Here is a 13,018-nt window from a genome sequence, read left to right on the forward strand (position 1 = left end):
CCGCTTTTACCCCCTTTACTGCCGTCAGAACTGAAAACGCATCCAGGCGAAGTAAACGTTACCGTTGTTGTATGTGCCGGGGATATAGGTCATCTGGAACGTCGCCGGACCGTAGCCAATCGACGCCAGCGGCAGCAGCACCGGGATCGGGATGTAGTGCCAGTTATCACGCGCGGTAAAACCTGCCGTGTACCCCAATCCCAGGCGGAAATTATCGTCCGCCAGCGGGCGCCAGGTTTTCTCCCAACCGTAACCGCCAATCGGCTCCCATTTGTTGAAGGAGTCTTTAAACGCCATCAGATACAGACCGTGCCAGTTACCGTTTTCATCCCAGCGAGACTGACCAAACCCCGCGCCCCAGGGACGCTCGTTATAGCGGTCAGTTTTTTCCTTGTCATAGGCAAAACGCGCATGCCAGGTGATGGCCGGCACATACAAGTCGTAATGCTCAGGCTGCTGCCAGGTTTGCTTCACATTGTCAGTAAAATCAGAAAACCAGCTGTTTTCTGCTGCGTGTGTGGGAACCACCGAAAGCTGACAAAATAAAGAGAATAAAATCCACAAAATTTTCTTATTTACAAACACCGTATTCATTCCATGTTACGAATCGACGTATATTCTCGGACAGGGTATCTGAATATTCTCTTAACGAAATCAGATTAATTCTGAAAACGCAGCGGCATTGTTTTTCGGCCACAATATGATTTTTCCACTAATACAATTAGATGCGCCCCGAATACGGAGCGCAAAATTGACTCAGCGCTGACGGTGCAGCAGTAAATAAATGGCCGGAATAACAAACATCGACAACAACGGCGCCGTTACCATGCCGCCAATCATTGGTGCCGCAATGCGGCTCATCACCTCGGAACCGCTGCCCCCGCCCCACATGATAGGCAGTAACCCCGCCATAATGGTCGCTACCGTCATCACTTTCGGACGTACGCGCAGCACCGCCCCTTCGTGGATGGCGCGCATCAACACCTTATTTCCCTCATCAGGATCAGGTCGCTGGTATTTCTCCAGAGCATGATTGAGATAGAGCACCATAATAACGCCGAACTCGGCCGCCACACCAGCAAGCGCAATAAACCCAACCGCCCCGGCAACGGACAAATTATAGCCCAGCAGCCACAGTAACCAGACACCGCCAATCAACGAGAAGGGTAATGTCCCCATTATTAACAGGGCATCGGAAACCCGTTTAAAGGTAATAAATAACAGCACAAAGATAATCATTAGCGTTACCGGCAAGACAATTTTCAGTTTTGCCGTGGCGCGCTCAAGATATTCAAATTGTCCCGACCAGGAGAGCGTGACGCCCTGCGGTAACTGCACCTGCTGCGCCACCCGCTGCTGCATCTCATCAACCGCTGATTTTAAATCCCGTCCACGTAAATCAACGTAGATCCAGTTGGAAAGCCGCGCGTTTTCGCTTTTCAGCATCGGCGGACCTTCTTTCACGACAACATCAGCCAGTTCACCAAGCGCAATCTGGCTGCCATTTTCGGTGATCACCGGCAAATTCCGCAGATCATCAACATTATCGCGCAGTTCTCGCGGGTAGCGCACATTGATTGGATAACGTTCGCGCCCTTGCAGGACTTCGCCAATGTTTTCGCCGCCCACCAGCGTGGAAACCAGCGATTGCAGCTCTTTGACCGAAACCCCATAGCGCGCCGCCTGCAGGCGGTTAATCGTGATATCGACATAGCGACCACCCGCCAGGCGCTCTGCCAGCGCGGACGTTACGCCCGGCACGGTTTTCACCACCTGTTCGATTTGCTGCGCCACACGCTCGATATCGGTAATATTATTACCGTTCACCTTTATGCCCACCGGGCTTTTGATCCCCGTCGCCAGCATGTCCAGTCGGTTACGAATGGGCGGAACCCAAACGTTAGCGATCCCCGGCACATTGACGGTTTTATCCAGTTCCGCCACCAGTTTTTCCGGCGTCATACCGGCACGCCACTGGTCGCGAGGTTTAAAATGGATGGTGGTTTCCAGCATCGTTAGCGGCGCGGGATCGGTCGCGCTCTCGGCGCGTCCGGCTTTGCCAAACACGCTTTCCACTTCCGGTACGCTTTTAATGAGCCGGTCGGTTTGCTGTAACAAACGCCCGGCTTCGCGGGCCGAAATGCCCGGTAGCGTCGACGGCATATACAGGAGATCGCCTTCGTTGAGCGGCGGCATAAACTCGCTGCCCAATCGACTGAGCGGCCACAGCGTTGCCAGCAGCAACAAGAGCGCCAGCCCCAGCGTCGCCTTCGGCCAGGCCAGTACGCGATCCAACAGCGGTTCATAAATGCGGATCAGAAAACGGTTAATCGGGTTGGCTTTCTCATCAGGGATCTTACCGCGAATAAACAGCCCCATCAGCACCGGCACCAGTGTTATCCCGAGACCTGCCGCCACCGCCATCGCCCAGGTTTTGGTAAAGGCCAGCGGTGAAAACATCCGCCCTTCCTGCGCCTCCAGCGAAAAAACCGGGATAAACGACAAGGTAATGATCAACAGACTGCAAAACAGCGCAGGTCCCACTTCAACCGCCGCTCTTTCCGAGAAGCGCCAGTAATCCGCCCCCGTTGGCTGCTGTCCGGGGTTATCGTGCCGCCACTGCTCCATCACTTTATGCATGTTCTCTATCATCACGATGGCGGCATCCACCATCGCGCCGATGGCGATGGCAATCCCCCCCAGCGACATGATATTGGCGTTAATCCCCTGATAGTGCATGACAATAAACGCGCCGAGGATCCCTAATGGCAAAGAGACAATCGCCACCAGCGCAGAGCGAAAGTGAAACAGAAACAGCGTACAAACCAGCGCGACAACGATGAACTCCTCAATCAACTTATGGGTCAGCGTCTCAACGGCATGCTCAATCAGCGTCGAGCGGTCATACACCGGAACGATCTCAACACCCGCAGGTAATGTTTTCTGTATCTCGCTGAGCTTTGCTTTCACGGCATGAATGGTGTCCAGCGCGTTTTTGCCGTAACGCATCACAATGATACCGCCCGCGACCTCCCCTTCGCCGTTATACTCCGCCACGCCACGGCGCAGCTCAGGCCCAAGGCGTACCGTGGCCACATCAGATAACATCACTGGCACGCCATCGCGGCTGGCAATCACTATCTGGCGAAAATCCGCCAACTGGCGCAGATAGCCCGTGGTGCGCACCATAAATTCCGCTTCGCCCATCTCCAGCAATGCACCGCCGCTCTCCTGGTTCGCCGCCTGCACGGCATTCACAATCTGCTCGTGCGTAATGTTAAGCGCCCGCATGCGCGCCGGGTCCGGCACTATCTGATACTGGCGCACCATCCCGCCAACGCTGGCGACCTCCGCCACATTCGGCACCGTCTTCAGCTCAAATTTCAGCGTCCAGTCCTGCAACGCACGCAGATCCGCAAGGTTGTGTTTCCCACTGCGATCCACCAACGCGTATTCGTAGACCCACCCCACACCGGTTGCGTCCGGTCCCAGCCCCACGTTCACCCCCGCTGGCAGCGATGACTGGATCTGGCTCAGGTTTTCCAGGACCCGCGATCGCGCCCAGTAGAGATCGGTATCGTCTTCAAACAAAACATAGACATATGCATCGCCAAACATTGAATAACCGCGCACGGTTTTCGCCCCCGGCACGGATAACATGGCGGTGGTTAACGGATAAGTGACCTGATCTTCGATAATTTGCGGCGCTTTCCCCGGGTAGCTGGCGCGAATAATGACCTGCACATCCGACAGATCCGGCAGCGCATCCAGCGGTGCACGCTGAACCGACCATAATCCCCAGCCGGTCAGCACCACGGCAGCCAGCAGGATCAACAAGCGGTTTCGCAACGAGGCGCGAATAATGGCAGCAATCATTTCATTGCCTCCCGCATCGGCATCAGGTGGGTGATCACCGCACCTTCCTCGTCATCCAGCGTGAAACTAAACATCACCGTATCCCCGACTTTAATCGCCGGATCAGGTTGTTTCACAACAAAGTCCATGGTCATCGCCCCCCAGTTCAGTGCCGGAATGGGCTGGTGCGACAGCGTGATGCTGCCCGCATCAATGGCTTTCACCACGCCGGTAGCGTCGTACTGCTGCACGTTTTTCTTCGCAGTCTGTGTGGCTTGTTGTTCCGGTAACGCGCTGCGCAGGTTCGCTTCAGAGTCAATCAGGAACTGACCGGAGGTCACCACGCTGTCACCCGCGTTAAGGCCAGACAACACTTCCGTCCAGCCCTGCGCGGTGCGCCCGGTGGTGACATTTACCGCCCGGAAATGACCGTCGCCGGTAGCCAGCAATACCCGGCTGGCAGCGCCGGTTTCAATCAACGCCTCTTCCGGAATAGCCAACACCGCAGGCTGCTGCGCGGACGCCGCAGTGGTGACGGTCAGAAACATACCGGGTTTCAGTTTTTGTTGGGGATTGTCCAGCACGATACGGGCTTTCAGCGTTCGGGTAGTGGTCTCCAGTTGCGGCAACAGTTCGCTGACGCGACCGTGAAATTGCTCACCCGGCCAGCTCGCCGAGGTCGCCACAATCTCGCTGCCCGTCGCCAGCGCTTGTGCCTGGGTTGGCGGGTAATCCACCACCAGCCACACCGGATCGAGGCTCGCCAGCTCGAACAGACTTTGCGTGGCAGCCACCTGCGCGCCTTCGCGCGAATCCAGCTTGACCACATACCCGTCTTTGTCAGCGCGCAGCGTCAACCGCGTTTCCGGTTTACCACTGCGTTCGACAGCCCGAATGATCGCCTCCGGCATAAACTGCAATGCCAGTCGTTCACGGGCCGCGCGGGTCAGTTCACCATCACCCAACTGGCGAACAGCCAGATACTCCTGCTGAGCGGTAGTCCATTGTGGGATCCATAACTGCGCCAGCGGTTGGCCTTTTTTCACCCACTGTTGCGGCGCACGGACAAAGAGTTTTTCCACCACCCCGGCCGCCGGTGACGGCACGCTCTGAATGCTGCGCTCATCGGTGGTCACGGTGGCAAACGCGGAAAACGCGCTGGCCAGCACGCGTTGTTCCACGCGCCCGGTAGTCATGCCCAGATTCTGCTGTTGCTGCGCGCTGACGCTCACCCCGCCAGCAGCGGGTGCGTCATCGGCATAACGCGGCACCAGCGGCATATCCATAAATGGGGATTTACCCGGCTTATCAAAACGTTGATCCGGCATCATCGGATCGTACCAGTACAACACTTTACGCGCGGGGGCCGCTTCCGTTGAAGTGGCAGGCGCGGTATGTTGCCGCCCGGTCACATACCCAATACCCGCAGCCACGCCGGCGGCAATCACAACGGCAACTATGCTCTTTTTCATCACATCAACTCCTGCGGGATCAACCAGCGGATCGCGGCCCACGTCCGCGCCATCTCTTTTTCGGCCTGGTTTGCGGCCAGTTCGCTGTCGAGCACATTACGCCGCGCATCCAGCAGTTCCGGCAGCGCGCTCTGCCCGGATCGGTATTGCGCCGCCAATAGCGTGGCGCGTTGGCGCACCAGCGGTAGCACTTCATCGCGCTGGCGCATCCATAAGGTTTGCGCCGCGTTATATTCGGCAATCAGCGAGTGCAGTTGCGCCATGTGCTCACGCCCGGCAAGCGCCAGTTGATCGTTAGCCTGCATCGTGCGGGAGACATCCGCCGCGTGGTCTTTGTCCTGGCGGCGTGACTGGAACAACGGCAGATCGACGGTAAACATCACCCCGGCCATATCTTCATAGCCTTCGGCGCGTCGGCCATACCACACTTCCACTTCCACATCCGGAATGGCGGCAATCGCCGACTCCGCAGAACGGGCTTTGGCACTGTTAGCGGCGCTGGCGGCGGCCACCACATCAGGATGTTGTGCGATGCCCTGCTCAAGCGTTTTTTCATCGGCGGGCAGGCGCTGGTAACGGGGGAGTTCACCGGCAATATCGGTCACGCTTTGCCCGGTGAGTTGCATCAGACGGGTTTGCGCCAGTTGCACATCCCGCTCGGCAAGGGTGACTTTGTCACGCATGGCGCTAAGCCCAATCCGCAAGGCCAGTACGCTGTCCGGTGCGGCGCTGCCTGCCCCAACGCTGGCGCGCTGCGCCCCCTGCTGTCGCTCGGTCTCCTCCAGCAGTTTGCGGGCGGTTTGCACGGCTTTCTCTGAGAGCGCCAGATCAAGCCATGCCTGTGCGGTATCGCGCTGTAACGTGGCGCGCACCACGGCAGATTTGGCGCTCACACTTTGCGCTTCAGCCAACAGCGTATCGGCCTTGCGGTCACGTTTTTCCGCGCTGATGTATTGCTGCATGATGCCAACCCGCTGCATGGTCATGCCTTCACGGGTCAAACGGCGGTCGTTGTTGCCCTGCACCGGTACGTTTTCGATACCGAATTTCAGCTTCGGATCCGGCAACTGACGGGCGGAATCCGCCATCGCATCCAGCGCTTGCGCTTCGTTACGATTGGCGGACAGTTCGGCGGAGTAACGTTCGGCAGCGGCGAGTGTCTGCGTCAGCGTCAGTGACCCCGCCTGTACGGCGGAGCACACTAATCCGAGCGCGACCGCACCGAGCCGCAGGCTCAGTGTGCATCGTTTCATTGTTGCCTCCGGTTACGCTTGTGGCGTCAATGAAACGAGCTGGTAACCATCGTCATGCTGGACGAAGGTAAAACTGACCTTATCGCCAGGCTTCACAGCAGGCAATGCACTCCCCTGAGGGCGTGCAAACTGCATGGTCATTGGCGGCCAGTTAAGGGCAGGAATGGCGGTATGGGCGATAGAAACAGATTGCGCAGAGACCTTTTTGACCACGCCCTGGCTTTGGTAGACCTGGGACTGCATAGCCTGGTGCTGCGACATATCGTGCATGCCCTGCATGTCGTGTTGCATGCCTTGCATGTCGTGGGTGGTTTGCGCCTGAGCGGCGGTGAAAGAGAACAGCAGTACGCCAGTCAGCGCACAAAGTACATGAGAACGCATAATAAGACTCCTGTTAATCATAAACTTATTAAAAATTCAATGGATTAACAGTTATCTACTCCCGATACCGGCAAAAACGGATCGTTGCCGGCGGGCCTGCGGCAGGCGGGGTTAATGACCATCCCTCGCGGGAAACGTCGGTACAAACGGGTTTAACCACCGCAAGGGCGAGCGTTGACGGCAGCGCCACCAGCGGTTGATGCGGCGTGTCTTTCTGCGCCAGGTCCGGAACACAATGTTTTTCGCACAGCGGCGTTTTCATGGCGTTCATTTGCGGCGCGCTGTCCGCCATCATCATATGGCCCATATGCTGGACCATCACCGTTTCACCCTGCACGCTGACATCACAATCGTGGGACGCAATCGCCACCTGACTTTGGATCAGTAACCAACCAAACGCCATCAGCAGCATCAGCAGATGCCGCTTAATAAAGCGCAGTCGGTATAGCCAGCCAGCGTGCATACACTACCTGAAGGTAAACGGGAATTAACGGCGAGTATAAGCAGGACGGTTTTTATTTTTAAAGATTTTTTTAACAAATTTACGTCGGGCAGGTTATTGCCGCAGATAACAGTAAAATCATTAACCAGGCATTATCATTAAATAAACAAATTCGCTACTATCGTTCTTGCCGATTATTTATCGCTGCTTTTTATTTTTCGGCTGAATAGTAATTTCACGCGATATTCCGCTCAAAGCGTCGCTTTGTTGATTTTAATCATCTACAGAAAAGATGTTATTCGGCACATTGCGACTCCTGTTTTTTTACTTACTTATCTTTTCAGGTCAACTTCCGGGGCCAATAACATGATTTCTACACTCATTGAACTGCTGATCGGCGTGGTGGTGATTGTCGGCGTCGCGCGCTACATCATCAAAGGGTATTCCGCCACCGGCGTGCTGTTCGTCGGCGGTCTGGCGTTATTAATCGTCAGTGCGTTAATGGGCCATAAAATATTGCCCGGCAGTGCGACCAGCACGGGTTACAGCGCCACCGATATTGTGGAATACGTGAAAATCCTGCTGATGAGTCGCGGTGGCGATCTCGGCATGATGATCATGATGCTGTGCGGGTTTGCCGCCTATATGACGCATATCGGCGCGAACGATATGGTGGTGAAGCTGGCCTCCCGCCCGCTGCGTTTTATCAACTCCCCTTATTTACTGATGATTGCCGCCTACTTCGTCGCCTGCCTGATGTCGCTGGCGGTGTCGTCAGCAACCGGTCTTGGCGTACTGCTTATGGCGACGCTGTTCCCGGTGATGGTGAACGTCGGGATCAGTCGCGGCGCGGCAGCGGCAATTTGCGCCTCTCCGGCGGCAATTATTCTCTCGCCAACCTCCGGCGACGTGGTGCTGGCGGCCAAAGCAGCGGAAATGCCGCTGGTGGATTTTGCCTTTAAAACTACGCTGCCGATCTCCATTGCCGCAATTATCGCCATGGCGATCGCGCACTTCTTCTGGCAACGTTACCTGGACAAGAAAGAGCACATCGTCACTGAAATGCTGGATGTGAAAGATATCACCACCAGTGCGCCGATGTTCTATGCCATCCTGCCGTTTACGCCGATTATCGGCGTGCTGATTTTCGACGGTAAATGGGGGCCTGAGCTGCACATCATCACTATTCTGGTGATCTGCATGTTGCTGGCGGCGGTGCTGGAATTCGTACGCGGCTTCAACACGCAGAAAGTCTTCTCCGGCCTGGAAGTGGCGTATCGCGGCATGGCGGATGCGTTTGCCGGTGTCGTCATGCTGCTGGTGGCAGCGGGCGTCTTTGCCCAGGGGCTGAGCACCATCGGCTTTATTCAGAGCCTGATCTCTATTGCCACTTCCTTCGGCTCGGCAAGCATTATTTTGATGCTGGTGCTGGTGACCCTCACCATGCTGGCTGCAATGACTACCGGCTCCGGTAACGCGCCGTTTTACGCCTTTGTCGAGATGATCCCGAAACTGGCGCATGAGTCCGGCATTAACCCGGCGTATCTGTCCATTCCGATGCTGCAAGCGTCAAACCTGGGTCGTACCATCTCACCGGTATCCGGCGTTGTGGTGGCGGTCGCAGGCATGGCCAATATCTCACCGTTTGAAGTGGTAAAACGCACCTCGGTGCCGGTGGCTGTCGGGCTGATTGTGGTGATTATCGCAACCGAGATCCTGGTGCCGGGCGTTGCAGTGCATTAAGGCCTTCTGACGGATGAAAAAGCGCCAGCCTGGCGCTTTTTTTATGCTTTAATTATTTCCTGTAATCATCCAAACACATTCATCAGGAATTGAAATGTTCAGACAGGGACTCGCCGTCAGCCTTTGCGCTACCGGGGTACTGTTCTCATGTGCCCACGCCGCGCCGCTTCAGCCCAAACAGTATGGGGATTATGACCGCTATGTACTGGCACTTTCGTGGCAAACCGGTTTTTGCCAGAGCCAGCATGTTAATGGGCGCAACGAGCCCGACGAATGCCGCCTGCAAAAAGAGCTGCCGCATAAAGTGGATTTTCTGACGGTTCATGGTCTGTGGCCCGGTTTACCGAAATCCATTGCCGCGCGCGGGGTCGATGAAAACCGCTGGATGCGCTACGGGTGCGCCACCCGCCCGATTCCCAATATGCCGGAGGCCAAAGCCAGCCGGAAATGCGCCGCTGCCGAAACCGGCCTCTCCCTTGAAATGGCCAATAAGCTGAATGACGTGATGCCAGGCGCAGGCGGCAACTCCTGCCTCGAGCGCTACGAATACGCCAAACATGGCGTCTGCTTTGGCTTCGATCCGGATGATTATTTCGGCGCAATGGTCCGCATGAATACCGAAATCAAACAGAGCGCCCTTGGTACTTTCCTGGCGGACAACTACGGCAAAACGGTGACCCGCGCGGCGTTCGATAGCGCGGTTGCCAAGGCTTACGGCGAGCAGGGTGTGAAAGCGGTAAAACTGACCTGTAGCGGCAACCCGGCGTGGCTAACAGAAATGCAGATTGCCATCAAAGCGGATGCCATCAACGCGCCATTATCGGCAACCTCGCTGCTCGCACAGCCGCATCCTGGCAACTGTGGCACTCAGTTTGTCATCGACAAGGTGGGTTACTGATCCGGCTCAATTCCGGCAAATGTGCGCCGTGTCACTTCACAGTTTGCTACGCTGTCAGTATCATCCCTTGTAGACAAACCCTCGCTGCCCGTCGGCGAGGGTTTTTCTTTGGATCAATCAGGCGGCGCTGCCGCTTAAACGACATGGAGTAACAGGAGTAACAGATGTCCAGACCTGCCATTATCATTAATGAGCGAGACGCCGAGCGCCTCGACCGACTGCTTGAGCAACCGGCTCACGCCAGCCTGCCGGTCGCGGATGCGCTGAATGAAGAACTGGATCGTGCACAAATGTGCGCGCCGGAAGCCATGCCGCACGACGTGGTGACGATGAACAGTCGGGTGAAATTTCGCGAGCTGAAAAGCGGCGAAGAGCGTGTCCGCACGCTGGTCTACCCGGCGCAAATGACCGACAGCGCCAGCCAATTGTCGGTACTGGCCCCGGTCGGCGCGGCGCTGTTGGGCTTACGGGTTGGCGACAGTATTCACTGGGCATTACCCGGCGGCGCCACAGCCGATCTCGAAGTGCTGGAGCTCCTTTACCAGCCCGAAGCCGCTGGCGATTTTATGCTCTGATCACGCCGCTGCTTTGTTTTGCAGAGGATGCGCCCGCATCCTCTTTCCGCCCTTTTCCCACCCATTTTTATATTTGCCAGCCAGGCAACAAAATATTTCTGCCCTTTATGCTTCAATCAGATGGACATAACCTACAGGGAGAAGCGTTTATGTATCAGACAATCATTATGCCGGTCGATGTTTTCGAAATGGAGTTAAGCGACAAAGCCGTGCGTCACGCTGAATTTCTCGCTCAGAGCGAAGGCGTTATTCATTTGCTGCATGTATTACCCGCCTCCGCCAGCCTGAGTCTGCACCGCTTCGCCGCCGATTTACGCCGTTTTGAAGAACATCTGCAACACGAAGCGCAAACGCGCCTCAGCACCATGATCACGCACTTTAATATCGACTCCTCACGTATTCATACCCATGTTCGTTTTGGTAACGTGCGCGATGTGCTGAATGAGTTAGCTGAAGAACTGCATGCCGATATGGTGGTAATTGCCTCGCGCAATCCGTCCATCTCCACTCACCTGCTCGGCTCCAACGCCGCCAATATTGTGCGTCACGCGCATATCCCGGTGCTGGTCGTCAGGTAGACCCGGTCAGGCGTAAGCCACCTGCGGGCATAAAAAAAGAGGCTACCCAAAGGCAGCCTCTTTTGTTTGCAGGTGTAGTCTTACTTTTTTTGATTATGCAGTTTTAGTACGGATCAGGTAGTCAAACGCGCTCAGCGACGCTTTAGCCCCCTCACCCGAAGCAATAATGATCTGTTTGTACGGCACCGTCGTGCAGTCACCGGCCGCAAACACGCCTTTCACGCTGGTTTCACAACGGGTATCGATAATGATCTCACCCATGCGGTTGCGCTCAATAGCGCCTTCCAGCCAGGTGGTGTTCGGCAGCAGACCAATCTGCACAAAGATCCCCGCCAGCGCCACGTGGTGCACATCACCACTGACACGATCGCGGTACTCAAGACCGGTCACTTTGCTGCCGTCGCCTTTCACTTCGGTGGTCTGCGCATTCAGCACGATGTCGACGTTTTTCAGGCTACGCAGCTTATTCTGCAACACCTGATCCGCTTTCATCTCTGGAGCGAACTCCAGCAACGTGACGTGCTCAACAATCCCGGCGAGATCGATAGCCGCTTCCACACCGGAGTTGCCGCCGCCAATCACCGCCACGCGTTTACCTTTAAACAGCGGGCCGTCGCAGTGCGGGCAGTAGGTCACGCCTTTGGTGCGATACTGATCTTCACCCGGTACGTTCATGTTGCGCCATTTCGCGCCGGTGGCAATGATGATGCTGCGTGCTTTCAGCACCGCGCCGGAGGCGGTTTCAATCTGATGCAGGCCGCCTTCAACCGCCGCTGGCGTCAGTTTGCTGGCGCTCTGGCTGTCAATCACGTCCACGTCATACTCAGCCACGTGCGCTTTCAGCGCGCCCGCCAGTTTCTGACCTTCGGTTTTCGGCACGGAAATGTAGTTTTCGATGTCGACCGTATCCAGCACCTGGCCGCCGAAACGCTCGCCCATCAGACCGGTACGAATGCCTTTACGGGCAGAGTAGACTGCCGCCGCTGCGCCTGCCGGGCCGGAACCCACAATCAGCACATCGTAGGCATCGCGTTTATTCAGTTCTTCCGCCGCACGTTTCTCTGCGCCGGTATCAATTTTGGCGACGATCTCCGCCAGCGTCATACGCCCCTGGCCAAACTCTTTGCCGTTCACGAACACGGCCGGAACACCCATCACGTTACGATCGGTGATTTCGTTCTGGAAAGTGCCGCCATCAATTGCCGTATGCGTGATGCGCGGGTTCAGCACCGCCATCAGGTTCAGCGCCTGCACCACGTCCGGGCAGTTATGGCAGGAGAGCGAGTAATAGGTTTCAAAGGCAAAATCCCCGTCGAGATCGCGGATCTGCTCAAGCAACGCCTGCGCCTCTTTTGACGGATGCCCACCGGTCCACAGCAGCGCCAGCACCAGGGAGGTAAATTCATGACCGAGCGGCGAACCGGCAAAGCGTGGGCCGTTGTTCGAGCCTGGGTTTGTTATCAGGAATGAGGGTTTACGCACCGCCAGGCTGTTGTCTTCTTTGAAGGAGACCTTGTCTGACAGTTCCGCGATTTCAGCCAGCAGTTCCTTGATTTCTGCCGATTTCGCGCTGTCATCCAGCGTAGCAATCAGCTCAACAGGTTTGGTCAGTTTCTCAAGGTACGCCTTGAGTTGCGTTTTCATATTGGTGTCGAGCATCGTCATTCCCTCTCTTAAAACATCATCATGCAAGCCGAATCATGTAAGGCTGCATCAATGCAACTTGCATCATGGTGTTGAATAAAACGGGCCCCCAAAAGCACCCGTTTGCAAGATAATTTCCCCAGTATGTCGCGTCAGAGCAAGGCGGCCAGCCTGAGA

Annotated in this window: 11 protein-coding genes; 4 read left to right on the top strand and 7 right to left on the bottom strand. The window is 56.1% G+C overall.

From position 1 onward, the window contains the following. Nucleotides 1–24: 24 nt before the first annotated feature. The 6 genes from pagP to N7922_RS17630 all read right to left on the bottom strand — a co-directional run bounded on the left by pagP (nucleotide 25) and on the right by N7922_RS17630 (nucleotide 7,424). On the bottom strand, nucleotides 25–594 hold the full coding sequence (gene pagP, locus N7922_RS17605) for a lipid IV(A) palmitoyltransferase PagP (protein WP_263097537.1): 570 nt from the start codon (nucleotides 592–594) through the stop codon (nucleotides 25–27). 162 nt (nucleotides 595–756) lie between these two features. Next, a complete protein-coding gene (locus N7922_RS17610) occupies nucleotides 757–3,876 on the bottom strand; it encodes an efflux RND transporter permease subunit (protein ID WP_263097538.1) in 3,120 nt (1,039 codons plus the stop codon). Then, nucleotides 3,873–5,327 (bottom strand): efflux RND transporter periplasmic adaptor subunit, encoded by a 1,455-nt coding sequence (locus N7922_RS17615; protein WP_263097539.1) that lies wholly within the window; start codon nucleotides 5,325–5,327, stop codon nucleotides 3,873–3,875. The genes N7922_RS17610 and N7922_RS17615 overlap by 4 nt, the downstream gene beginning before the upstream one ends. Beyond that, nucleotides 5,327–6,580: a TolC family protein gene (locus N7922_RS17620; RefSeq protein WP_263097540.1), complete on the bottom strand. Its 1,254-nt coding sequence runs from the start codon at nucleotides 6,578–6,580 to the stop codon at nucleotides 5,327–5,329. The genes N7922_RS17615 and N7922_RS17620 overlap by 1 nt, the downstream gene beginning before the upstream one ends. A gap of 12 nt (nucleotides 6,581–6,592) precedes the next feature. After that, nucleotides 6,593–6,961 carry a copper-binding protein gene (locus N7922_RS17625; protein ID WP_263097541.1) on the bottom strand — a complete coding sequence of 123 codons (369 nt, stop codon included), beginning with the start codon at nucleotides 6,959–6,961 and terminating at the stop codon, nucleotides 6,593–6,595. Between the two features lie 55 nt (nucleotides 6,962–7,016). Then, complete coding sequence (locus N7922_RS17630) at nucleotides 7,017–7,424, bottom strand: DUF2946 domain-containing protein (RefSeq protein ID WP_263097542.1); 408 nt, start codon at nucleotides 7,422–7,424, stop codon at nucleotides 7,017–7,019. A 348-nt stretch (nucleotides 7,425–7,772) separates the two neighbouring features. On the opposite strand from N7922_RS17630, the gene dcuC reads away from it, so the two are divergent. The 4 genes from dcuC to uspG all read left to right on the top strand — a co-directional run bounded on the left by dcuC (nucleotide 7,773) and on the right by uspG (nucleotide 11,197). Continuing rightward, complete coding sequence (gene dcuC, locus N7922_RS17635) at nucleotides 7,773–9,146, top strand: anaerobic C4-dicarboxylate transporter DcuC (RefSeq protein ID WP_263100939.1); 1,374 nt, start codon at nucleotides 7,773–7,775, stop codon at nucleotides 9,144–9,146. Between the two features lie 94 nt (nucleotides 9,147–9,240). Then, nucleotides 9,241–10,044, top strand: a complete 804-nt coding sequence (gene rna, locus N7922_RS17640; protein ID WP_411554148.1) for a ribonuclease I — start codon at nucleotides 9,241–9,243, stop codon at nucleotides 10,042–10,044. A 164-nt stretch (nucleotides 10,045–10,208) separates the two neighbouring features. Beyond that, nucleotides 10,209–10,619 carry a nucleoside diphosphate kinase regulator gene (gene rnk / locus N7922_RS17645; RefSeq protein ID WP_263097543.1) on the top strand — a complete coding sequence of 137 codons (411 nt, stop codon included), beginning with the start codon at nucleotides 10,209–10,211 and terminating at the stop codon, nucleotides 10,617–10,619. A gap of 149 nt (nucleotides 10,620–10,768) precedes the next feature. Further along, nucleotides 10,769–11,197 (top strand): universal stress protein UspG, encoded by a 429-nt coding sequence (gene uspG / locus N7922_RS17650; protein ID WP_061494420.1) that lies wholly within the window; start codon nucleotides 10,769–10,771, stop codon nucleotides 11,195–11,197. A gap of 93 nt (nucleotides 11,198–11,290) precedes the next feature. Here uspG and ahpF read toward each other — a convergent pair whose 3' ends face one another. Beyond that, the gene (gene ahpF, locus N7922_RS17655) at nucleotides 11,291–12,856 is read right to left on the bottom strand and encodes an alkyl hydroperoxide reductase subunit F (protein ID WP_263097544.1); all 1,566 of its coding nucleotides are present in this window, start codon (nucleotides 12,854–12,856) and stop codon (nucleotides 11,291–11,293) included. Nucleotides 12,857–13,018: the final 162 nt, after the last annotated feature.

Source organism: Kosakonia sp. ML.JS2a, from assembly GCF_025642095.1.
In the GTDB taxonomy this organism is placed as follows: Bacteria; Pseudomonadota; Gammaproteobacteria; order Enterobacterales; family Enterobacteriaceae.